Origin of the sequence: Nitrobacter sp., assembly GCF_051535215.1 — a bacterium.
Lineage (GTDB): Bacteria > Pseudomonadota > Alphaproteobacteria > Rhizobiales > Xanthobacteraceae > Nitrobacter.
In genome coordinates, this window is record NZ_JBPPLY010000004.1 from 1 (window position 1) to 19,552 (window position 19,552).

Sequence of the window (19,552 nt, forward strand, 5' to 3'; positions counted from 1 at the left end):
GCATCATTGGAAAGCGTGGCTGGCCTCGGCCGCACCAATAACGCCAACAACGATCACGAGAACGCTTGATGTCACCCGCTTCCAACAAGATCGCGCTCTTTATCGATGGCGCCAATCTTTACGCAACTGCCAAGACGCTCGGCTTCGACATCGACTACAAGCGCCTGCTGAAGGAATTCCAGTCGAGGGGCACGCTGCTTCGCGCCTTCTATTACACCGCGATCATCGAGGACCAGGAATATTCCTCGATACGGCCGCTGATCGACTGGCTGGACTACAACGGATACACGGTGGTCACGAAAGCCACCAAGGAATTCGTCGACACCAGCGGCCGCCGCAAGGTGAAGGGCAATATGGACATCGAACTTGCGGTCGATGCGATGGAGCTTGCCGAACACGTCGACCAGATGGTGCTGTTCTCGGGCGACGGCGATTTCCGCTCGCTCGTCGAGGCGGTGCAGCGCCGCGGCGTGCGCGTAACCGTTGTTTCCACGATCGCAAGCCAGCCGCCGATGATCGCCGACGAATTGCGCCGCCAGGCGGACGTTTTCACCGACCTCGTCGACCTGCAGCCGAAACTCGGGCGCGATCCGTCGGAACGGCAGACATCGCGCGAGCCGCGCCACCATGCGCCGCAATTCCTGCAGCGGTCCACCGCCATGGCGCATCGGGATGATGACGACGATTTCGAGGACTGAGGCGCAGTCGCGCGCCGAACCTGCTCCCTCCGGCACCAACCCCGCAAACGAAGAACCCGGCCGCGATTGCCCGCTTTGTCCGCGGCTGGTTGACTATCGCTTGGCAGTGCGAGCGCGCGAACCGGAGTGGTTCAACGCCCCCGTGCCCTCTTTCGGCAGCCCGGATGCCGCCCTGCTGATCGTCGGCCTCGCGCCGGGCGTGCAAGGCGCCAATCGCACCGGGCGGCCCTTCACCGGCGATTACGCCGGCGACCTGCTCTATGCCACATTGCTGAAATACGGCTTTGCGACAGGTCACTACCGGGCCCGGCCCGACGATGGCCTCACCTTGCTCGATTGCCGCATCAGCAATGCGGTGCGCTGCGTCCCGCCGCAAAACAAGCCGCTGCCGGCCGAGATCAACACCTGCCGCACGTTCCTTAACGCCACGCTGACATCGATGCCACGCCTGAGGGCGGTTGTCGCGCTTGGCCGCATCGCTCACGATTCCGTGGTGAAGGGACTTGGGCTGCGCGCCAAGGCCGCATCCTTTGCGCATGGCGCCGTGCATGACGCCGGCGCGGTCAGGCTTTACGACAGCTATCACTGCTCCCGCTACAACACCAACACTCGCGTCCTGACGCCCGAAATGTTCGAGAACGTGTTCGCACGGGTACGCGACGACCTCGCGTCTTGATTTGACGCGTCTTCTTCACGCGAACCGGATTCCACTTCGCTCGAACACGCTATAGCCGGCCGCGGGAGTTATCGCGGCTCAGTGAAACGGACGCCCATCATCTCGCCGTTTCGCCAGACTCGTTCACACTCCCGCGGCGGCGAATTCGGGACCAAAGCGACGCCGAAACGCTTTGGCACGGTGAGGCCGGCGGAGGCAATCACAAGGCGCGCGCCGTCGCTGGAGATGTCCATGACCTCGCACTCCGATCTGCCTTCGACCGAGTCGAGTACAAGCCAGGCCCGTTGATGCCGGCGTCGCATGCGCCGAGTGGCGCGCTTCTGTTTGATCCGCATGCCGTGAGCAAATCACGGTAAACCTGAAATAACCTTGAATCGATCGATCAAAATTTAACGGCTAGGGTCCAAAATCACCGAGGCAGGCGCTTTTCGCTCGCATCTATTGCGAAACGGGATTCGCTCGCAGCCACGCCAATACCTCGCCAGCATTCCGGTCGGGCGGGAATACCGGATAGAATACGTGGTTGATCCTGCCGCCATCGATGACCAGCGTGAGTCGCCTGATCAGGGTCAACCCCGCGACCTCCATGGTCGGTAGTTCGAGCGCGCGGGTCAGCGAAAGCCCCTCGTCCGACAGCACGGCGAACGGCAGGTGCAGTCGCGCGGCCATTTCGCACTGGTAGCGGTGATCCTGCGTCGACAGACCAAACACATGACCTGCGCCGGCAGCCTTCAACTCGGCGAACAGATCGCGGAATGCGCAAGCCTGCGGCGTGCAGCCTCGCGCGCCCGGAATCATGTCCCAGTCATCGACCGGGCTGATCTTGCCCGGCTCGCCAGTGCGCGGATAGGCGAATACCACCGTTCGACCTTTCAACGCCGACAGCCTCACCGAAGAATTGTCGGTCGCAACCAGATCGAGAGGCGGAATCCTTCTTCCGGGCAAGTGCCGCGCAGCGCCATCGTCGACCGGCGCCGGAATCTTGCTCCAGTCGACCTCGAACAGATTCTCCTGATTCATCGCGAGGTCCTCCACGGAGTTCGCAGTCATCGCCGCGAAATCACGAAGCCGTCCGAACCGGTCGCTTCGCTCCGTCTTTGGCGGTGAAGAGTATTCTCACCCCCTCGCCCGCAGCAACCGGCCTTTCTCGCGGCCCCAGTCGCGCTTCTTCTCGCTCTCGCGCTTATCGTGCAGCTTCTTGCCCTTGGCGATCGCCAGCAGCAGCTTGGCCCGTCCGCGTTCGTTGAAATAGAGCTTGAGCGGAATCAGCGTCATGCCCTCGCGATCGACCGCGCCCATCAGCTTGTTGATCTGCTTCCTGTGAAGCAGCAGCTTGCGCGGCCGCTTCGGCTCATGATTGAAGCGGTTGGCCTGCAGATATTCGGGGATGTTGGAATTGATCAGCCAGATTTCGCCGTTCTTTGAATCGGCATAAGATTCGGCAATGGTGGTCTTGCCGTTACGGATCGATTTGACCTCCGTACCGGTCAGCGCAATGCCGGCCTCGACGGTGTCCTCGATCGCATAGTTGAACCGCGCCTTGCGATTTTCAGCGACGACCTTGATCGCGCGTTCGTTCTTCTCGGCCATATCTGAAAACCTCCGGACGTCGCCTTTTCAACGAATAGCGGCAACGCCCGATCCTTTTACCCTTCTAGGGTCTCGATTCCGAAGTTCGCATGTCCTTGCAGCAATCTCTGATGTCGAACTTCGAGCTTTCGATCACCACACCACACGCCGCGCCTTACCTTTTCGCTTTCAGCAGATCGCGGATCTCGGTCAGCAGTTCTTCCTCGCGGGTCGGCTTTGGCGGCGCCGCGGAGGCTGCCTCGTCCTTTCGCTTCAGTCTGTTCATGCCTTTGATAACGATGAACAGCACGAAGGCGACGATCACGAAGTTCAGCGTCAGGGTCAGGAAGTTGCCCCACGCCAACACCGCGCCCTGTTTCTTGGCGTCGGCCAGATTCGAGGCGTTCACCGCCTTCGACAGCGGCGTGAAGTAGTTCGAGAAGTCGAGGCCGCCCGTAACGGCTCCGATGATCGGCATGATGATGTCGGCGACCATCGAGGAGACGATAGCTCCGAACGCAGCACCGATGATGACGCCGACAGCGAGATCGACGACATTTCCCTTCATCGCGAATTCGCGAAATTCCTTCAGCATCGCAATTCTCCCCGATATTTCGCCGCGTCGCGCAGCAGCGGCAACCCAAGTGAGAGACCAGACCTCAATTCAGCAAGCCCGCGTGCACCATGGCGTCGCGAATAATCTTTCCGGTCGCCGGCGTCACGGGCATCAGCGGCAGGCGCACGACTTCATCGAGACGGCCGAGCAGCTTGAGACCGTGCTTGGCTCCGGCTACCCCTGGCTCCTTGAAAATGGCGTCGTGCAACGGCACCAGCCGGTCCTGAATCGTGAGCCCGGCGGCATAGTCGCCGCTCAGCACCGCCGACATCAGGCTCGCGCACAGCTTAGGCGCTACGTTGGCGGATACCGAGATGCAGCCGTGCCCGCCTGCCGCCATGAAGGCGAGCGCCGTCATGTCTTCGCCCGACAACTGGATGAAGTCCGGACCCATCGCGCGGCGCTGCAGGGAAACCCGCGCCACATTGGCGGTGGCATCCTTGACGCCGGCAATGTTCTTCAGTTCGAACAGCCGCGTCATCGTCTCCACCGAGAGATCGACGACCGAGCGGGACGGAATGTTATAAATGATGATCGGGATGCCGATCGCGTCATTCACCGCCTTGTAGTGGTGGTACATGCCCTCCTGCGTCGGCTTGTTGTAGTAGGGCGTCACCACCAGCACCGCATCGGCTCCGGCCTTCTCGGCGTGGACGGCCAGGTCGACCGCCTCGCGAGTCGAATTCGAGCCCGCGCCCGCAATCACCGGAACACGGCCTTTCGCCTCGTCGACGCACCATTCCACAACCTTGCGGTGCTCGTCGTGACTCAGCGTCGGGCTCTCGCCGGTTGTGCCGACCGGCACGAGCCCCTGGACGCCCTCGCCGATCTGCCAACTCACCAGTGCGCGGAAGGCCGCTTCATCAACGGAGCCGTTCTTGAATGGCGTCACCAGGGCGGTATACGACCCCTGGAATCTCGCCTTGCTTGCCATGATCCGCTCCAACGCTGCGCGACTTCGCCGCGCCAATTTCCATGTTTCCTCAGTCATATCGGGTCTGACGCCGCGACGAAAGGTCCGCGCTTCCGACCCGACAGCCGCGATTTCGCCGCGGTTGGGGCGCATATAAGTCAGCCACCCGAATTTTAGTGTTTTGTCCACATATTCAATGAAATAGTCATGGGATTTTTAAGGCCTGCGAGATTTGCCGAGAGGGGTTGCCGTGACATTGCCTGCCCGTGCATCAAGGTTGCGAACAGCTGTGCTCGGCGCGGGCGTGGTGTTGGCTGCCGGCTTCTGGACTGAACCCGCAAGTGCTGAAAAGGCTCCGAAGACCGAGAAAGTTCAGAAGACCGAGAAGGCCGCCAAGACTCCCGCACCGAAGCCGCGGCCGACTCCACACCACGCCTCCCCAAAATCCGTCGCCGGCTCGAAGACAGCCGCCAGCCACGCGCATGGCAAGACCTCAACTCCGGACAAGGACAAGGCCACCGCAGCCCCGGCAATTCAACCGGCCACACGCAAGCACGCGGTGCTTCCGCCGCCGCCGAAACGCACGCCCGTTCCCAGGGCCGCCATGGCTGCGACATCGTCGACGCCGCGCGCCGATCTCGAGGCGCTTCAGAACGTCATCGACCTGACCCGCAAGCGCAGAACGTCCGACGCCACGCAGGTCGAGGCGAGCATGACAGACCCGGTGGCGCGCAAGCTCGCCGAGTGGATCATCCTGCGCAGCGAAGACAACGGCGCGCCGACCGAGCGCTATCGCGCCTTCATCGAAGCCAATCCAAGCTGGCCATCGCAGACATTTCTGCGCCGGCGCGCGGAAGCTGCGCTGTGGGATGACAGCCGCGACGATCGCACTGTGCTGGCCTGGTTCGAGAACGAACGACCGTTGTCGGCCAAGGGACGGTTCGCGCTGGCGCGCGCCCTGCTCGCGCGAGGCGACCGCGCCAATGCCGTGCAGTTGATCCGCGAAGCATGGCGGACCGATTCGATGTCGGAACCGCTCGAGGAAAAGGCACTCGAGGCATTCGGCGCAATGCTGACGCCGGGCGACCAGAAGGCGCGGATGGATTATCTGCTTTACGGTCGCGAAAGCGATGCGGCGTTGCGCGCGGCAAAGCGGCTCGGAAGCGCCGAAGTCGCCCTCGCCAGAGCACGAATCGCCGCCGACCGTAAATCGTCCAGCTTGCGCGCGCTGCTTGAAAACGTTCCGCGCGAGTTGCACGGCGATCCCGGCTACATCTTCGCCCGCATTCAGCTTCTGCGGCGTGAAGAGAAGTTCGGGGAAGCGGCGCGGCTGATGCTGAATGCACCGCGAGATCCCAACCGGCTTTACAACGTCGATGAATGGTGGATCGAGCGACGCCTGCTTGCGCGCAAGATGATCGACGTCGGCGAGTATCGCACCGCATACCTCATTGCGCGCGACGCGGCGCTTCCTGCGCGGGACATCTACAAGACCGAGCAGGAGTTCACCGCCGGCTGGATCGCGCTGCGTTTCCTGAGGGATCCCAACACCGCCGCCCGGCATTTCGCCCGCATCGGCGTAGGCAGCGTCAACCCGACCGCGCTGGCGCGGGCCGGCTACTGGCAGGGCCGCGCCGCCGAGGCGGCAGGCCGCATCCAGGAAGCCCGTCACGCCTACGCGGCGGCGGCCGAACACTCCACCAGCTACTACGGCCAGCTTGCGCGCGCGAAACTCGGACTGCCGCAGATCGAACTGCGCGGCGTTCCCGGCAGCCGGTCGCGCGGTGTCGAGCGGCTGGAGATCGTGCGCGCCGTGCAGCTTCTTTATGCAATCGGCAACGGCGAATTCGCACTCCCGATCTTTGCCGACATGGGCGAGAACGGCGATCCGGACGCTGTTCTCGGACTTGGCGAACTCGCCGCGCGCCAGGGCGACGCCCGGGCGATGCTGCTGGCCGGCAAGGCTGCGCTCAATCGCGGGCTGCCGTTCGATTTCTATGCCTATCCCGTCAGCGGAATTCCGTCGTTCAAATCGATCGGACCGGATATCGAGCGCAGCATCGTCTATGCAATCGCCCGACAGGAAAGCGCCTTCAATCCGTCGGTGGTGTCACCGGCCCACGCCTACGGTCTGATGCAGGTGACGCCTGATGCCGGGCGATATGTCTGCAAGAAATACGGCGTCGGCTTCGACCTTCAGCGCATGAAAACCGAGCCCGCCTATAATGCCGCGCTCGGTGCGGCGGAACTCGGCGGCCTGCTCGAAGACTATCGCGGCTCGTACATCCTGACTTTTGCGGCTTACAACGCCGGACGCGGCAGTGTCAAAAAATGGATCGCGCGCTACGGCGATCCGCGCGATCCAAGTGTCGATGCGGTGGACTGGGTCGAACTGATTCCGTTTTCGGAGACGCGCAACTACGTGCAGCGCATCATGGAGAACCTGCAGGTCTATCGCGCCCGCTTCGGCGGAGGCTCGAAGCTGCAGATTGAGGCGGACTTGCACCGCGGTTCTATCGAATAGATGCAGGGTCTTCCGCGCGGCTATTTTAACTCGCATTCACGGCGCGTGATGCGCCTTCGTGCGCCGTCACCACGTCCGAACTATCGCCTGAAGTTACGTCGCATGTCGGGATATGCGGTGGGGCCATCTTCGGGGAAACGATAGAACGGATTCACGTCGCAATAGGCGCGGCGGCCAGAGGCTGTCGCCAGGCATTGCTGATAGGTGTCGAAACTGCAATCGCCAGTGCCGCTCTCGTAATACTCGCCCTTGATGCAGTATGGATAATCCCGAGCCTGCGCGGCTGAGGGAGCAAGGGTAAGGAATGAGACCACAACGCCGGTGCATACGGCTGCAAGCGAAAACCTGTAAGTCGCTACCTTATGTTTGACCGCGCGCATTTCACTGTTACCCATTGATATCCCGCTTTGTCTGCCGGACTTATATTGCGAAAGCGCGCGATCGGCCAGAGTCGCCTTCGCCATCACCACAATTTGCTGGAAGATATCCCGCCGTTTTGCCGCGTAGCGCCGTCACATGGCTCGTCACGGCGAACACAGGGACCACGGACTTCCTTCCACGGATACAATCGCGCATGGCGCGGATCGCGCGACTGATCCCCTGCCTCATCGGAAAAATCAAACCCCGGCAGTTTCCGGCCGGGGGTTCGTTCAGGATGCCCTCAGCAACCTGTAATTACCAGGTGCGCTGAGCACGGAACATGACGGTCCAAGTATCCTGATCCTTCAGGGCGTAGACACCTCCCGGCTTGCCGACGGCCGGGTTGGATGGAAGGATAGCCGTGCCGGCATACTTCTGATCCAGCATGGTATAAACTCCTTCCGTCGTGAACGTCAGGTTCTTGACCGGAGTCCAGCGCAGGTTCGCACCTATCTGTCCGATGTTGTAATCCGGGTTGCACGTGGTGACACCTGCGCCAAGGGCAACAGGGATCGTCACGTTGCACATAATGTTCTTGGCCGCCCCGGTGTAACTGACGGACGCGTAAGCGCCGAAAACCGACGTGGCCCAGTACGGGTTCCAGTTGTGGTTGAAAGCACCGCGCATGCCCCAGGTCGAGACCAGTTCAAGCTGACCGCCAGGGCCAAATACCGCATCCGGCGCAAAGCCGTATCCAATGCCGGTTATGCCGGTATAGATCGTGTTGACACCTGCCGCAGCGGCCAGATCCTGGATGTTGTAACGGGTCGCACCGTTAGTGTAGACGCCCTGAAAGTCGACCGTGTCGCCCGGACCGGTCGGAAGGTTCTTAATTGATAGAGCGAGCTGACCGGCCCAACCCCACTTGTCTCGCGGGCCGCCACTTGCTTGATCGGTATAGTAGGCGGGATTGTTGTTGTGGGCCGCAACCGACGCCTGGAACGAGCCCCAAGCCTGATCGACGCGAAGTTGACCCACGACGTCAGGAACGGTGGTCCCACCGTAATCATTCGCACCATAGCCAAGGTTGGCTGTGCCGAAGACGGCGTTTGGCGCTACCCCGAGGTTCAGAATGCCAGCCTGGTAATACTGGACCGGATCCTGCACGCCGATCGAGCCCGACACCCCGTTGCCGAACTCGGCCGTATAGGTGAACTGGTTCACGCCGATGATACCGCCGCCGCCGCCGACGAGACCGTCGAAGATATTGTTGCCCAGATAGTTTCCCCACGGAGTGCTGAACTGAGAAGCAGCTCTACCCACCGTGAAACCGGCGAACTGGATGAAGGCGTAGTACACGCCAAGCTGGCCGCCGGAGACGGCGCCGTTGCCGCTCGCTCCAGGCGGAGCCGAATTGTAGACAGTCGCACCCGTACCGTCACCGGCATAACCGCCGGAGGTCCAGGTGAAAACCGTGTCCATGTACGTGCGGACCACACCGTATTCGGTGGCGGTGCGGGTATCGATGTTCAGGTCTGCGCGGGACCGCCAGGTGAAGGCGTTGCCGAAACGATTCCGCGCTCCCGGGGCGCCGAGAGTATTACCCGCAAACATCAAGTTGGTGTTGATGCCCATGTCGGCTCGTACATAGCCGCCGAGCTTGATGCAGGTGTCAGTGCCGGGAATGTAGTAGAAGCCCGCGCCGTACAGGGAGCAGATCTTCACGTATTCGACGGCCTTGGCCTTCAACGGAAGATCAGCGGCCTGCGTCCCGCCTATGATGACAAGACCTGCCGCCGAGCCAAGGAAAAGGCTCTTCATGAATTTCATTTGAAACTTCTATGTTGCCAAGTAGCACAGCTCGCGCACCGCTGTTCGCAAGCTACCAAGAGAATCACGGAAGATGATTGAGAGAGTACTATCGCAGCCTGGCAAACCTCAAGAGGTTGTGATGGCTCCCACGCCGCGCAAGCTGAGGACAGCCACGACTGCCCCGCCAATCCGGCCCATCATGGCATCAAGCTTCGTCGTCGCTCAGCGGCATTGCGTCATCACCTTCGCGTTGCCGATAAATAAACCCCCGGCAGTTTCCTACCGGGGGCTCGTTCAGGATGTCTTCAGCAACCTGTAATTACCAGGTGCGCTGAGCGCGGAACATAACGGTCCAGATGTCCTGGTCCTTCAGGGCGTAGACACCTCCCGGCTTGCCGATACCCTGGTTAATTGGAAGGACAGCCGTGCCGGCATACTTCTGATCCAGCATAGTATAAACCCCTTCCGTCGTGAACGTCAGGTTCTTGACCGGAGTCCAGCGCAGGTTCGCACCAATCTGCCCGATGTTGTAATCCGGGTTGCAGGTGGTGACACCGGCGCCAAGGGCAACAGGGATCGTCACGTTGCACATAATGTTCTTGGCCGCGCCAGTGTATCTGACCGATGCGTAAGCGCCGAAGACCGACGTGGCCCAGTACGGGTTCCAGTTGTGATTGAAAGCACCGCGCATACCCCAGGTCGAAATGAGCTGGAGCGAGCCTCCGGGAGCATAGACTGCATCCGGTGCAAAGCCATATCCAACGCCGGTCACGCCGGAATAGATCGTGGCTGCGCCCGCCGCGGGACCCAGATCCTGGATGTTGTAACGGGTCGCACCGTTGGTGTAGACGCCCTGGATGTTGATCGTGTCACCCGGTCCGGTCGGGATGTTCTTGATCTGCAAGGCGAGCTGACCGGCCCAACCCCACTTGTCTCCGGGACCACCGGTCGTTTGATCGGTGCCATAATAAGCAGGATTGTTGTTGTGGGCCGCAACCGACGCCTGGAAAAGGCCCCAGGCCTGATCGACGCGGAGTTGGCCGACAACGTCCGGAACGGTCGTTCCGCCGTAGGCGTTGACGCCGTAACCGAAGTTGTTCGCCGCCGCGGCGGGAGCGATCGCGTTCGGGCTGAGGTTGTTGATACCAGCCTGGTAATAGGCGCTCGGATCCTGAACGCCGACCGATGCCGACACGCCGTTGCCGAATTCCGCCGTATAGGTGAACTGGTTCACGCCGGTAAGCGCGCCGCCGCCGCCGACGAGACCGTCGTAGATGTTGCCGGGATAGCTGCCCCATGGGGTGCTGAACTGCGAAGCAGCTTTACCCATCGTGAAGCCGGCGAACTGGATGAAGGCGTAGTACACGCCGATCTGGCCGCCGGAGACGGCGCCGTTGCCGCTCGCTCCAGCCGGAGCAGCGTCATACGTGGACAAGCCGGTAGACGAACCGGCATAACCGCCCGAGGTCCAGGTGAAGACCGTATCCATATAGGTGCGGACCACACCGTATTCGGTGGCGGTGCGGGTATCGATGTTCAGGTCTGCGCGGGACCGCCAGGTGAAGGCGTTGCTGAAACGGTTTTGCGCGCCGGCGGCGCCTGAAGTATTGCCGCCGAAGATCGAATTGGTATTAACGCCCATATCCGCACGGATATAGCCGCCGAGCTTGATGCAGGTGTCAGTGCCGGGGATGTAGTAGAAGCCCGCGCCGTACAGGGAGCAGATCTTCACGTATTCGACCGCTTTGGCCTTCAACGGAAGATCGGCAGCCTGTGCCCCGCTCATGGCGATCAAACCCGCCGCCGAGCTGAGGAAAAGGCTCTTCATCAATTTCATTTCAACCTCCAAGTTGCTCTTTAGGGCAGGTTCCGGATCCGTTAAGCGCAAATCGCTCGAAGAAAACGTTCCCTCAGTCCCTGACTAACCGCCCAGCCGTTCGCGCTTGTTCGGACACTCCCGCCTACGCGAGGGACTCAAGCGAACTACCCAAAAACAGCGAACCACCAAAAACGGAACGACCTCGGGATGCCCCCCTCCGTCGTGTGACCACAATTACCGAACCGATGTGCACACGCAATGAAGGAACGTCTCAGAATAGAACGTGTCTAACCGTTTTTGGCGGTGTGTTGCACAAACACCACGCCTTACCGTTGCAAACGGACAGACAAGCTATTGTTTTGTCATATCTTTTTCAAAGACGACATTCGAGGACGTGCGAACGCTCCGCCCCTGCTTCGCGGACCTTCCGTCCGTTCGAATGGCCCGATCGCGGCGAATCATCGAGGGCACCGCCCGACCTGATTCGACAGCCGCTCGATGCCCGTTTACGGCGAAAAAAACTTCGGGAGCAGCGCGGCCATCGTCGAAAGTCCCGGATGATGGCGTGCTAAGGACATATCGCACGATCCGGCGCTTGCGGCTGGCGAGCGTGTCGGGCATATCGAGCATTGACGGAGCTGTGGCCGAGTGGCTGAAGGCGGCGGTTTGCTAAACCGTTATAGGGTTGTAAAGCCCTATCGAGGGTTCGAATCCCTCCGGCTCCGCCAGACAACGCCGATTGCCCTCTATAGTGCGACATTGCCGCCGATCACCGTGTGCCTATCAACGGGCACAGGCCCCGCTCACCGCCTTACGCTGAAGCATCTTTGATTCTGTCATCAAAAACGGCGGCAACACACGGAATCAGTCTGCTGAACGAATGAATTTCGCCTAGCCGCAAAAGGCGCGAACGATCCTGCCCGTTTTGGGGTCGGTTTCGATCGTCACCCGTTCGCGACGATAGTCCATGGTCACGCCCTGGCCGGGTGAGATCTGGCGCACGATGGTTGCGCCAGTCATTTTCCTGGCTTGCTTGTCGGTCAACCGAGCCATGCCAGCCAACGCCTTCGCTGCGCCAGGCCGGCATATGCCTCGCGTGGCGCTGCCCGCTCCACCCGCGCCAGCCTGGAATGCGACGGTCGAGACAGCGAGCACGGCTGTTGCCACAGAAACCAGTTTCGCTTTCATGACCAATCGTTCCTTTTGTCTGTTGTCCTAAAGCATGGCCACGATTTTCCTGGCTGTGGCCTTGGCCGAGAAGGGATTTTGCCCGGTCACGAGACGTCCATCCGCTACGGCATAGGTCAGAAACGGCAGAAGCGCCTTTTGGTATCGCGCGCCGCGTCGTTTCATTTCGGCTTCGGCGTTGTAGGGCACCCTGCCGGAGACGCCTGCCAGAATCTCTTCCGACCACGCAAAGCCAGTGATGCGCTTGCCGGCCACCAGCATCGTTCCATCGCTGAGAGCGAGGTTGAGAAGGCCGCAATAGCCGTGGCAGACCGATGACACGATGCCGCCCCGCTCCCAGATGCCGCGTGCCAGTTTCTGCAATCCGGCATCGTCCGGGAAATCCCACATCACCGCATGGCCGCCGGTGAAATAGATCACGTCGAACAGCGCCGCGTCGATCTCGTCCGGCCGCGCCGTCTCAGCGAGAAGCGTCATGCGCGCAGGGCTGTTCAGCCACGCGTTCGCCGACGCATCGAGCAGCGGCCATTTGAGCGCACGCGGTTCGAGCGGCGACTTTCCTCCCGTGGGGCTGACGATGCGTTGCTCGTATCCTTCGGCCTCGAAAATATCATAGGCGTGCGTCAATTCGGACAACCACAGACCGGTCGGCTCGCCCGGATCGGCATAATGGGACACGTTCGTGACCACGTGGAGAATGCGTCTGGTCAAATGAATGTCCTTCTTTCGAAAGTCACGACAGGCGTTCCGACCGCCACAGGCCATCTTTGCCGCGAGCGAGCCGCCAGATCCGCGCCGTTACGAGCGTGCCCTTTGCGGTGCGATAATCGGGGACGGAAAGGCGGAGGCCATCGTCATCGGCCTGCCATTCCGCGAGGACGGTGACGCCATCGCCAAACTCGACCAGGCATTCCGGCTCTGCCTTGCCGTCGTCATCGACGGAGACGCGACCTCGCCGGAAAGCATGACTGTGAGGGAACGCGAAACGCATTCGTCGGCACCGCCTCTCTTAGTTGTTTCGGCAATCGCGCCATCGCCCTCGTTACCTAAGCCCGGCTACAGATTATGTAAGGTGTTCCCACTTTCGATCCCAGGCGAAGCGGCGCGTTGCGCGCGAAGCGCGAAGGAGGAGAACTGGATGCAAACAATTCTCGGCGCCTCCGGACAGATCGGGCACGAATTGGCCATCTATCTCAAGCGCGACTTCACCAGCGATATCCGGCTGGTGAGCCGAAATCCAAAACAGGTGAACGGCAGCAACCAACTTCATCGAGCGGACCTGCTCGACGCCAGCGATACGCTGGGCGCGGTCGAAGGCTCTGAAATCGTCTATCTGACAGCCGGGCTGCCGATGGATACAAGGCTCTGGGTCGAGCAATGGCCTGTCATCATGACGAACGTGATCGACGCCTGCGCTGCGCAGGGAGCGCGGCTGGTGTTCTTCGACAACACCTACATGTATCCGCAGACCGACGAGCCTCAGACGGAAAACACCACGTTCCGTCCCCATGGCGAGAAGGGGCGCATCCGCGCCGCCATCGCCGGAGATCTGCTCTCGGCGATGGAAAAGAAGCGGCTGACCGCGCTGATCTGCAGGGCGCCCGAGTTCTACGGCCCCGGCAACACACAGAGCATCACCAACAGTTCCATCATCGAGCCCCTTGCCCGGGGAAAGGCCGCGCGGGTCTTCCTGCGCGACGATAGGTTGCGCAGCCTGATCTACACGCCGGATGCAAGCCGGGCCATGGCGCTCTTGGGAAACACGGGCGACGCTTACGGCCAGACCTGGCACCTGCCCTGCGACGACGATCGCCTGACCTATCGCGCGTTCATTGCACTCGCCGCGGAGCAATTCGGCACCGAGCCTCGATACCGGGTGCTGAAGCGCTGGCAGTTGCGACTGGCAGGCCTGTTCAACAGGCGGATCCGCGATGCCGCGGAACTGCTGCCGCGCTACGAGACCGACAACATCTTCGTCTCGGACAAATTCAAGACGCGGTTTCCAGACTTCCGCGTCACGACGTTCCGCAAAGGCCTGGCCTCCATCCGGGACGGGCATCTCGTTCCGAACAAGGCTTCGGCGGGCAAGTGAGGGTTGGGATCGGCGGCGTACGGTCTTCCGCCAGACGGTGAAGCCTGCGCGGACGCGCGGATGAAAGCCCGGGCTCGCGGCAGTCGAGCCGTTTAAGCGCAGCCGGGATCAGTTGCCTCGCGCGTGCTGGCGGACCCGGCAGGCCAGGTGGAGAAACGGAACGTCCTGTCCTGCCGGCTCATACGGGTTTCGCCAGGTTGTCCCGATTGTCAGAGCCTCGGATCGACCGGCCAGGCCTGCGTGCTATGCCACCTTCGCTGTCGCCGACAGCCGGCAGTGTTGCTCGGAATCATCAGCACGGAAGGGAGTCGGACGCGAATTTAGAATCCTTTTGACTGTGCAACGCGATTTGATTTTGCTGGCAGGCGCTGGGTAATAGGATGAGTACCATGCTGGAAATGATTACCGCCGTCTTTGGAATAATGAGCGTCAGCATTTTCCTGGCCCACGCGATCGATGGATATTGGTCGCGGCCCTGACCCGAACGACGTGCCCGCCACTGTTCGGACCCCGCCCTGCTCCGTTTATCCGTTACGCCTCCGCCAGGTCGAAATCCTGACGTAACCGCGCCGCCATGTCCCGGACGCGTCCACGCCACAGGCCTGGATCGGCGACCGGGCCGGCCTCCGGTTTGATTGTCAGCATGGCATTCCACGGGTTTGCGCCATAGACGGTCACCACGAACCCGCTGGCCGGCGCGCCGTCGAGCGTTCGCAGCGCTTTCAGGATGATACCGGCCAGTTCGTCCGCGGTTTTACGGCGGTTGTGGCTCTCCTCCGGTTGATCCGACCGCATGGTGGCGTCGGCAGTTGGATCACCCGCTTCCGCCGGCTCCCGAATTCCTGCCTCGGGCGATTCGGGTGCGGCGAGCGGATCGTCGTCAGGCTGTTCGGGCTGAGGCGCGTTGTGGCGCGCACCCAAAACGTTCTGGATCAGGGCCAGCAGTCCCTTGTCCAAGCCGCTGCTGTTGCCCACGTCGGTCGCTCCGGTCGATCGAGGCGGCGGGACAAGTGTCTCACGCCCTCTGGATCAGGATGATTTTGGATCGAATCGATCCAGATCATGACCGGGATTTATTCCATATTCCAGAACGGGATGCGGGCCGAAAGCCGCACCACACATTACTTATCCGCTTTAGCTAGCCAGCGAATATCTTGCGGGATGTCAGCTTAGCGCCACCCCGATCAGAACCGTGACGAGCACGCCGAAGCCGGCGAACGCGATATTGAGGAAATTCCGGGCCAATCCAGGTTCGGTGGTCAGCATGATGTTTCTCCCGGTACGCAAAACAAGTTTTCGTAGAATGAGCGCAGAAACTTAATCAATTCTTTCAGAATCACCCCGGCGGCGAGGCTGAAGGAGAGATTCGCACAGAATCAGAAGTGGCTATGTGATCCGGATCACGCCGCGGTCGCGCGCAGGCCGTTACACCTGTTCGGAGATTTGCGGGAAGCCTTCCCGCCGCACCGACGGGAGACCGACATGACTCAACCGATCACAGGCATCCGTAACCTGACAACCGACGAGATCGATCTCGTCAGTGGCGGGCTCACCTGGGCCTATGAGATCCGCTCCCCCGATGGCAACGTTCTGGACGTCGGCGTGAAGCTCGACAAGACCACGGGCCGGGAAGTCCCCTACGCGATCTGGACTCACGCCCAGTAGCTTTCGCCTGTCTTCCGGCAAAACACCGTTCATTCGTTCTCGGCCGGGACCCGACTGAACCTTTCGCTCGATGAAACGACCCACAATGGGCTGGGGGATTGCACTGCCCAGTCTAGGCACAACGTCACCGGGCGATCATATTCCGCTCAGGTGGCGTTGTTGTTTGAGCGTGCGTTCGAAGACAGCAACTCGGACGCGGAAAGACACCAGACTGATTCAACTACGGTGAACAGATTCTGGTGTATCCTTCTGATGAAGCGCGGTCTTACCCGAAAATCGGTTTCCGCTTTGCGTTCGCGCGGCCCTTCGGGTCGGGATCTCGCTAGTTCGCCGTGCCCGTAGCGCCCAACCTCGACTTGGCCTTGTTTTTGGCGCTGGCTTTGGGCTGGCCTTCATTACGCACGCCGCTCCAGGGGTCGTTGGATCTTGCGGCGTCGGGAATCGTCCGCAGCGTATCCTTGTAGGCTTTTTCGATGGCCTGCTGTTTCTCGATTTCTTCCTGCGTCTTGCCGGGCTTATCGGCGAGCATATTGATATGCGGCGACTGGGCAAAGGCTGGCCCCGACAGCAGTGCCGTCATCAGCACGGATGCGCGTAGAACCCTCATCGAAATTCTCCCCTAACGGTACCCGCGGACGAACCGCTACTTCGGCTTTTTTTCTGCGGATGAAACGCCGAGACTTCCCCAGGGGTCAAATTTCTCCTTGGAATCGGGAATCGTCTTGAGCGCCTCGTTGTAAGCCCTCTCGTCCACCTTCGGTTTCTTGGCCGGTTTCTGATCGCCGCTATCGCCGCGGCGATGATGACCGCCGCCCATCTGGGCATCGGCTGGTGTCGCCGACACCATGGCCGCCGTCATCGCAACACCGACCGTGAATGCAAATGCTGCCAGCTTCATGGCCTTCCCCTCAATTGCCATGTCGCGGTGCGATGGCCGTTGCTCAGTGTGTGCACACTTTGAAAAGACGCCGGGACAAGACGCCGGGCTGGCTGCGATATTAAGGCAACTCCGGACCGCAAACCATTGAGCGAACCAAAAATATTTTGATCGTGAGCCGCCTGCTTTGACGTGCTTCCACCACGATTGGACCATGGCCTATCGCGGTGGCGGAAACGCTCCCGCTTTCAGGATAGCAGCAGGGGACGCCGGCCGCCGCAAAAAATCCTCCCGCCCCGTCGCCCGCGCCCGGTCCCGGCTACGGTAAATGCCCGGTAAATGCCGATGCGTATATTAAGCGTCGGCGCCAAGGTTATCTTCGAATGTTTCCCATAACCTCTGCCGGAAGCAAGGTCGCAGCGCTGCAGCTCGTGACCTCGCCATCCGTCGTGCATGGGAATTTGGGGACATGGCCGAAATCGTCAATTGGGCTCCGGTGCGCCGCTCGTCGGCGCAAGGATTCGCGATGCGCGCACCCCGAACCGCATCACGCTGTGACGCCGCAGCACTCGCATCGATCGACGTCGACCAATGGCGAGACCTTGCCGACCGCGCGGTCGAGCCGAACGCCTACAATCTCGCCGACTGGGAGTTGCCGCTCGACGCAACGGCGCGCGACCGGACCAATGCGTCCGCGCTGGCGGCACGCGCCGCGTCATCCGCCGACCCCCACGCTGGTACGCTCATCGGCCTGATTCCGGTCGTCTCCGCCTGGAGAGCCTACCGGATTCCGCTCCCAGTTCTTGTGAGCGCCGATCCCTATGGAACGCTGAGCACTCCGCTGCTCGATCATGACGTTGCAACTGAAGCCGCGGCCATGCTGCTGCACAAGGCTCGCGCCATCGGCCAGCACGCGCTGATCCTGCGCAACGCCGCGCTCGACGGCGCCGCGATGAAAGCGCTCACCGCGGTGCTGGAACGCGACGGCCTCAGGCCGCACATACTGCAGACACACGTGCGAGCCTGTCTCGACGCGACGCAGGACCCAGACGACCTGCTGCGCGACGCGCTCGGCGTCAAGAAGCTGAAAGAGCTGCGCCGGCAGCGTAACCGCCTTGCGGAGCAAGGCGAGGTCTCGTTCCAGGTCGCGCGCAGCCCCCACGATGTCGTGCCGGCGCTCGAAACGTTCCTTGAACTGGAAGCCAGCGGCTGGAAGGGGAAACGGGGCACCGCCTTACTCCAGCACGACGGCGACGCGGCCTTCATCCGCCGCGCAAGCCCGGCGCTGGCCGAGCGCGGCCAGTGTGAAGTCGTGACCCTGCGCGCGGGCACGACGCCGGTGGCGGCAGCCATCGTGTTACGGCATCAGGATCACGCATTCTATTTCAAGCTTGGCGTCGACGAAAAATTCGCAAAATTTTCACCGGGCGTGCAGTTGACGCTCGATCTCACGCGGCACCTCTGCGCCGATCCGGCGATCGCGCTCGCGGATTCCACGGCGCATCCGGGTCATCCGATGATCGACCCGATCTGGCGCGGCCGGCTTACGATCGGTGATGTGCTGCTCCCGCTGCGCCGCAGCTACGTCGTTCCGCTCGCAAAGGCGGCGATCGCGCTGCGCGGACAGATGCGCTCATCCGCGCGCCGCGCCATTCATGCCATCCGCAAGCGTCAGGAAAAAAACACATGAGCGTCTCCGAATCGGCGCCGGCCATCACCGCGGCCGACGATGCGCTTCGACGCGACTTCCCGCTCAAGCCGTTCGCGATCCGGCACGGGCTTGCCGGACATCCGCTGCTGACGCTGCCGCGCATCGCGCAACTGGCTGCCGAACTGCCGCGCGACCTGATCGAGTACAATTCCGGCAAGGTGGCAATCAGCCAGGATCCCGATGCGATTCCCGCGATCGACCTCGATCCGGTCGAGGTGGTGAAGCGGATCGAGACCGCCGGTGCCTGGATGGTGTTGAAGCGCGTCGAGAACTCGCCGCAGTACCGCCGCCTGATCGAGGATGCGCTGCTTTCGGTCGCACGCGCCCGCGGCTTCGACAGCCTGCGCGACGCCGGATTCGAGCAGCTCGAGGGTTTTTTGTTTGTCTCATCGCCGAATTCGACCACGCCATTCCATCTCGACAGCGAAGACAATTTTTTCGTCCAGATCCATGGCGAAAAGTTCTTCACGATCTACGACAACAGCGACCGCAGTCTGGTCTCCGAACGTGAGATCGAGCACTCGATGACGAAACATCGCAATCTGAAATTCGACCCGAGCTTCGCGCTGCGCGGCATCGAATTCCACATGTTCGGCGGCGACGGCTGCTTCGTGCCTTACCAGTGGCCGCATTGGGTACGCACCGCCGGATCGCACTCGATCTCGATGGCCATCACCTGGAAAACGCGCGAGGTCCGCCGCATCAACGATTTGCATTTTTTCAATTCGATGCTGCGCGGTCTCGGCTGGCCCCAGAAGTCTCCGGGCACGCAACCCGCGTTCGATGCGGCCAAGCTGGCGTTCTATCGCGCAGGCACGGCAGCGGTCAGGCCGTTGCGCGGCTCGATGACGATGCGGCGAATCCTGCGCCGCATCGCGCTCGGCAAACGCGCCAACTACTATCTGAAAGACGCCTAACAGGTTGTGTATCTGCAAAGGTCGGCGCCAGCGGTAGGCGATCATGCCTCCTTCCCGCGAAATGGCTGACGAATGCGCGGGGCGGGCTTCCGCAATGCCCGAAAGGGCGAAGCGG

20 protein-coding genes and 1 tRNA gene are annotated in these 19,552 nt (G+C 61.5%); 8 read left to right on the plus strand and 13 right to left on the minus strand.

Annotated elements, in window-relative coordinates; all coding sequences use genetic code 11:
- Positions 1-68: 68 nt before the first annotated feature.
- Together ACS3WB_RS06275 and ACS3WB_RS06280 are read left to right on the plus strand one after the other, a co-directional pair.
- The gene (locus tag ACS3WB_RS06275; protein WP_438274711.1) at positions 69-698 is read left to right on the plus strand and encodes a LabA-like NYN domain-containing protein; all 630 of its coding nucleotides are present in this window, start codon (positions 69-71) and stop codon (positions 696-698) included.
- Entirely contained in the window at positions 676-1,374 is a 699-nt protein-coding gene (locus ACS3WB_RS06280; RefSeq protein ID WP_438274712.1) for a uracil-DNA glycosylase, read from the plus strand. The genes ACS3WB_RS06275 and ACS3WB_RS06280 overlap by 23 nt, the downstream gene beginning before the upstream one ends.
- Before the next feature lie 438 nt (positions 1,375-1,812).
- On the opposite strand, the gene ACS3WB_RS06285 is transcribed toward ACS3WB_RS06280, so the two are convergent.
- The 4 genes from ACS3WB_RS06285 to dapA form a co-directional block, all read right to left on the minus strand.
- The gene (locus ACS3WB_RS06285; protein WP_438274886.1) at positions 1,813-2,394 is read right to left on the minus strand and encodes a peroxiredoxin; all 582 of its coding nucleotides are present in this window, start codon (positions 2,392-2,394) and stop codon (positions 1,813-1,815) included.
- Between the two features lie 96 nt (positions 2,395-2,490).
- Entirely contained in the window at positions 2,491-2,964 is a 474-nt protein-coding gene (gene smpB, locus ACS3WB_RS06290; protein WP_438274713.1) for an SsrA-binding protein SmpB, read from the minus strand.
- Between the two features lie 154 nt (positions 2,965-3,118).
- Positions 3,119-3,538, minus strand: a complete 420-nt coding sequence (mscL, locus tag ACS3WB_RS06295; RefSeq protein WP_438274714.1) for a large conductance mechanosensitive channel protein MscL — start codon at positions 3,536-3,538, stop codon at positions 3,119-3,121.
- A gap of 64 nt (positions 3,539-3,602) precedes the next feature.
- On the minus strand, positions 3,603-4,493 hold the full coding sequence (gene dapA, locus ACS3WB_RS06300) for a 4-hydroxy-tetrahydrodipicolinate synthase (RefSeq protein ID WP_438274715.1): 891 nt from the start codon (positions 4,491-4,493) through the stop codon (positions 3,603-3,605).
- A gap of 229 nt (positions 4,494-4,722) precedes the next feature.
- Between dapA and ACS3WB_RS06305 the strand changes: the two genes are divergently transcribed.
- The gene (locus ACS3WB_RS06305; RefSeq protein ID WP_438274716.1) at positions 4,723-6,996 is read left to right on the plus strand and encodes a transglycosylase SLT domain-containing protein; all 2,274 of its coding nucleotides are present in this window, start codon (positions 4,723-4,725) and stop codon (positions 6,994-6,996) included.
- 80 nt (positions 6,997-7,076) lie between these two features.
- On the opposite strand, the gene ACS3WB_RS06310 is transcribed toward ACS3WB_RS06305, so the two are convergent.
- The 3 genes from ACS3WB_RS06310 to ACS3WB_RS06320 form a co-directional block, all read right to left on the minus strand.
- Positions 7,077-7,391 (minus strand): DUF3551 domain-containing protein, encoded by a 315-nt coding sequence (locus ACS3WB_RS06310; protein WP_438274717.1) that lies wholly within the window; start codon positions 7,389-7,391, stop codon positions 7,077-7,079.
- A 280-nt stretch (positions 7,392-7,671) separates the two neighbouring features.
- On the minus strand, positions 7,672-9,186 hold the full coding sequence (locus tag ACS3WB_RS06315) for a porin (protein WP_438274718.1): 1,515 nt from the start codon (positions 9,184-9,186) through the stop codon (positions 7,672-7,674).
- 301 nt (positions 9,187-9,487) lie between these two features.
- On the minus strand, positions 9,488-11,005 hold the full coding sequence (locus ACS3WB_RS06320) for a porin (protein WP_438274719.1): 1,518 nt from the start codon (positions 11,003-11,005) through the stop codon (positions 9,488-9,490).
- A gap of 616 nt (positions 11,006-11,621) precedes the next feature.
- Between ACS3WB_RS06320 and ACS3WB_RS06325 the strand changes: the two genes are divergently transcribed.
- Positions 11,622-11,715, plus strand: a tRNA-Ser gene (locus ACS3WB_RS06325).
- A gap of 163 nt (positions 11,716-11,878) precedes the next feature.
- Here the strand turns inward: ACS3WB_RS06325 and ACS3WB_RS06330 are convergent.
- Genes ACS3WB_RS06330 through ACS3WB_RS06340 form a run of 3 tightly spaced genes read right to left on the minus strand, consistent with a single transcriptional unit; the run spans position 11,879 to position 13,166 of the window.
- Positions 11,879-12,175 carry an I78 family peptidase inhibitor gene (locus ACS3WB_RS06330; RefSeq protein ID WP_438274720.1) on the minus strand — a complete coding sequence of 99 codons (297 nt, stop codon included), beginning with the start codon at positions 12,173-12,175 and terminating at the stop codon, positions 11,879-11,881.
- 27 nt (positions 12,176-12,202) lie between these two features.
- Positions 12,203-12,886, minus strand: a complete 684-nt coding sequence (locus ACS3WB_RS06335) for a type 1 glutamine amidotransferase domain-containing protein (protein ID WP_438274721.1) — start codon at positions 12,884-12,886, stop codon at positions 12,203-12,205.
- 22 nt (positions 12,887-12,908) lie between these two features.
- Positions 12,909-13,166 carry a hypothetical protein gene (locus ACS3WB_RS06340; protein WP_438274722.1) on the minus strand — a complete coding sequence of 86 codons (258 nt, stop codon included), beginning with the start codon at positions 13,164-13,166 and terminating at the stop codon, positions 12,909-12,911.
- Positions 13,167-13,313: 147 nt separating this feature from the next.
- Here ACS3WB_RS06340 and ACS3WB_RS06345 point away from each other — a divergent pair, with 147 nt between their 5' ends.
- Positions 13,314-14,267 carry an NAD-dependent epimerase/dehydratase family protein gene (locus tag ACS3WB_RS06345; protein ID WP_438274723.1) on the plus strand — a complete coding sequence of 318 codons (954 nt, stop codon included), beginning with the start codon at positions 13,314-13,316 and terminating at the stop codon, positions 14,265-14,267.
- A 531-nt stretch (positions 14,268-14,798) separates the two neighbouring features.
- Here ACS3WB_RS06345 and ACS3WB_RS06350 read toward each other — a convergent pair.
- Positions 14,799-15,242, minus strand: a complete 444-nt coding sequence (locus ACS3WB_RS06350; RefSeq protein WP_438274724.1) for a hypothetical protein — start codon at positions 15,240-15,242, stop codon at positions 14,799-14,801.
- A 507-nt stretch (positions 15,243-15,749) separates the two neighbouring features.
- Here ACS3WB_RS06350 and ACS3WB_RS06355 point away from each other — a divergent pair.
- Complete coding sequence (locus tag ACS3WB_RS06355; protein WP_438274725.1) at positions 15,750-15,932, plus strand: hypothetical protein; 183 nt, start codon at positions 15,750-15,752, stop codon at positions 15,930-15,932.
- 322 nt (positions 15,933-16,254) lie between these two features.
- Here ACS3WB_RS06355 and ACS3WB_RS06360 read toward each other — a convergent pair whose 3' ends face one another.
- Both ACS3WB_RS06360 and ACS3WB_RS06365 read right to left on the minus strand, forming a co-directional pair.
- Entirely contained in the window at positions 16,255-16,539 is a 285-nt protein-coding gene (locus ACS3WB_RS06360) for a hypothetical protein (protein WP_438274726.1), read from the minus strand.
- Positions 16,540-16,575: 36 nt separating this feature from the next.
- On the minus strand, positions 16,576-16,830 hold the full coding sequence (locus ACS3WB_RS06365) for a hypothetical protein (protein ID WP_438274727.1): 255 nt from the start codon (positions 16,828-16,830) through the stop codon (positions 16,576-16,578).
- Between the two features lie 448 nt (positions 16,831-17,278).
- Here ACS3WB_RS06365 and ACS3WB_RS06370 point away from each other — a divergent pair, with 448 nt between their 5' ends.
- Together ACS3WB_RS06370 and ACS3WB_RS06375 are read left to right on the plus strand one after the other, a co-directional pair.
- Positions 17,279-18,499 carry a GNAT family N-acetyltransferase gene (locus tag ACS3WB_RS06370; protein WP_438274728.1) on the plus strand — a complete coding sequence of 407 codons (1,221 nt, stop codon included), beginning with the start codon at positions 17,279-17,281 and terminating at the stop codon, positions 18,497-18,499.
- Positions 18,496-19,437, plus strand: a complete 942-nt coding sequence (locus tag ACS3WB_RS06375) for a cupin-like domain-containing protein (protein WP_438274729.1) — start codon at positions 18,496-18,498, stop codon at positions 19,435-19,437. The genes ACS3WB_RS06370 and ACS3WB_RS06375 overlap by 4 nt, the downstream gene beginning before the upstream one ends.
- The last annotated feature ends 115 nt before the right edge of the window (positions 19,438-19,552 follow it).

What these genes read in the sequence shown, in the direction of transcription:
- ACS3WB_RS06370 (WP_438274728.1), top strand. Translation starts at nt 17,279, where the DNA reads ATGGCCGAAATCGTCAATTGGGCTCCGGTGCGCCGCTCGTCGGCGCAA.
- ACS3WB_RS06285 (WP_438274886.1), bottom strand. Translation starts at nt 2,394, where the DNA reads ATGAATCAGGAGAATCTGTTCGAGGTCGACTGGAGCAAGATTCCGGCG.
- ACS3WB_RS06315 (WP_438274718.1), bottom strand. Translation starts at nt 9,186, where the DNA reads ATGAAATTCATGAAGAGCCTTTTCCTTGGCTCGGCGGCAGGTCTTGTC.
- ACS3WB_RS06365 (WP_438274727.1), bottom strand. Translation starts at nt 16,830, where the DNA reads ATGAAGCTGGCAGCATTTGCATTCACGGTCGGTGTTGCGATGACGGCG.
- smpB (WP_438274713.1), bottom strand. Translation starts at nt 2,964, where the DNA reads ATGGCCGAGAAGAACGAACGCGCGATCAAGGTCGTCGCTGAAAATCGC.
- ACS3WB_RS06280 (WP_438274712.1), top strand. Translation starts at nt 676, where the DNA reads ATGACGACGATTTCGAGGACTGAGGCGCAGTCGCGCGCCGAACCTGCT.
- dapA (WP_438274715.1), bottom strand. Translation starts at nt 4,493, where the DNA reads ATGGCAAGCAAGGCGAGATTCCAGGGGTCGTATACCGCCCTGGTGACG.
- ACS3WB_RS06310 (WP_438274717.1), bottom strand. Translation starts at nt 7,391, where the DNA reads ATGGGTAACAGTGAAATGCGCGCGGTCAAACATAAGGTAGCGACTTAC.
- ACS3WB_RS06340 (WP_438274722.1), bottom strand. Translation starts at nt 13,166, where the DNA reads ATGCGTTTCGCGTTCCCTCACAGTCATGCTTTCCGGCGAGGTCGCGTC.
- ACS3WB_RS06375 (WP_438274729.1), top strand. Translation starts at nt 18,496, where the DNA reads ATGAGCGTCTCCGAATCGGCGCCGGCCATCACCGCGGCCGACGATGCG.
- mscL (WP_438274714.1), bottom strand. Translation starts at nt 3,538, where the DNA reads ATGCTGAAGGAATTTCGCGAATTCGCGATGAAGGGAAATGTCGTCGAT.
- ACS3WB_RS06330 (WP_438274720.1), bottom strand. Translation starts at nt 12,175, where the DNA reads ATGAAAGCGAAACTGGTTTCTGTGGCAACAGCCGTGCTCGCTGTCTCG.
- ACS3WB_RS06360 (WP_438274726.1), bottom strand. Translation starts at nt 16,539, where the DNA reads ATGAGGGTTCTACGCGCATCCGTGCTGATGACGGCACTGCTGTCGGGG.
- ACS3WB_RS06355 (WP_438274725.1), top strand. Translation starts at nt 15,750, where the DNA reads ATGACTCAACCGATCACAGGCATCCGTAACCTGACAACCGACGAGATC.
- ACS3WB_RS06345 (WP_438274723.1), top strand. Translation starts at nt 13,314, where the DNA reads ATGCAAACAATTCTCGGCGCCTCCGGACAGATCGGGCACGAATTGGCC.
- ACS3WB_RS06320 (WP_438274719.1), bottom strand. Translation starts at nt 11,005, where the DNA reads ATGAAATTGATGAAGAGCCTTTTCCTCAGCTCGGCGGCGGGTTTGATC.
- ACS3WB_RS06275 (WP_438274711.1), top strand. Translation starts at nt 69, where the DNA reads ATGTCACCCGCTTCCAACAAGATCGCGCTCTTTATCGATGGCGCCAAT.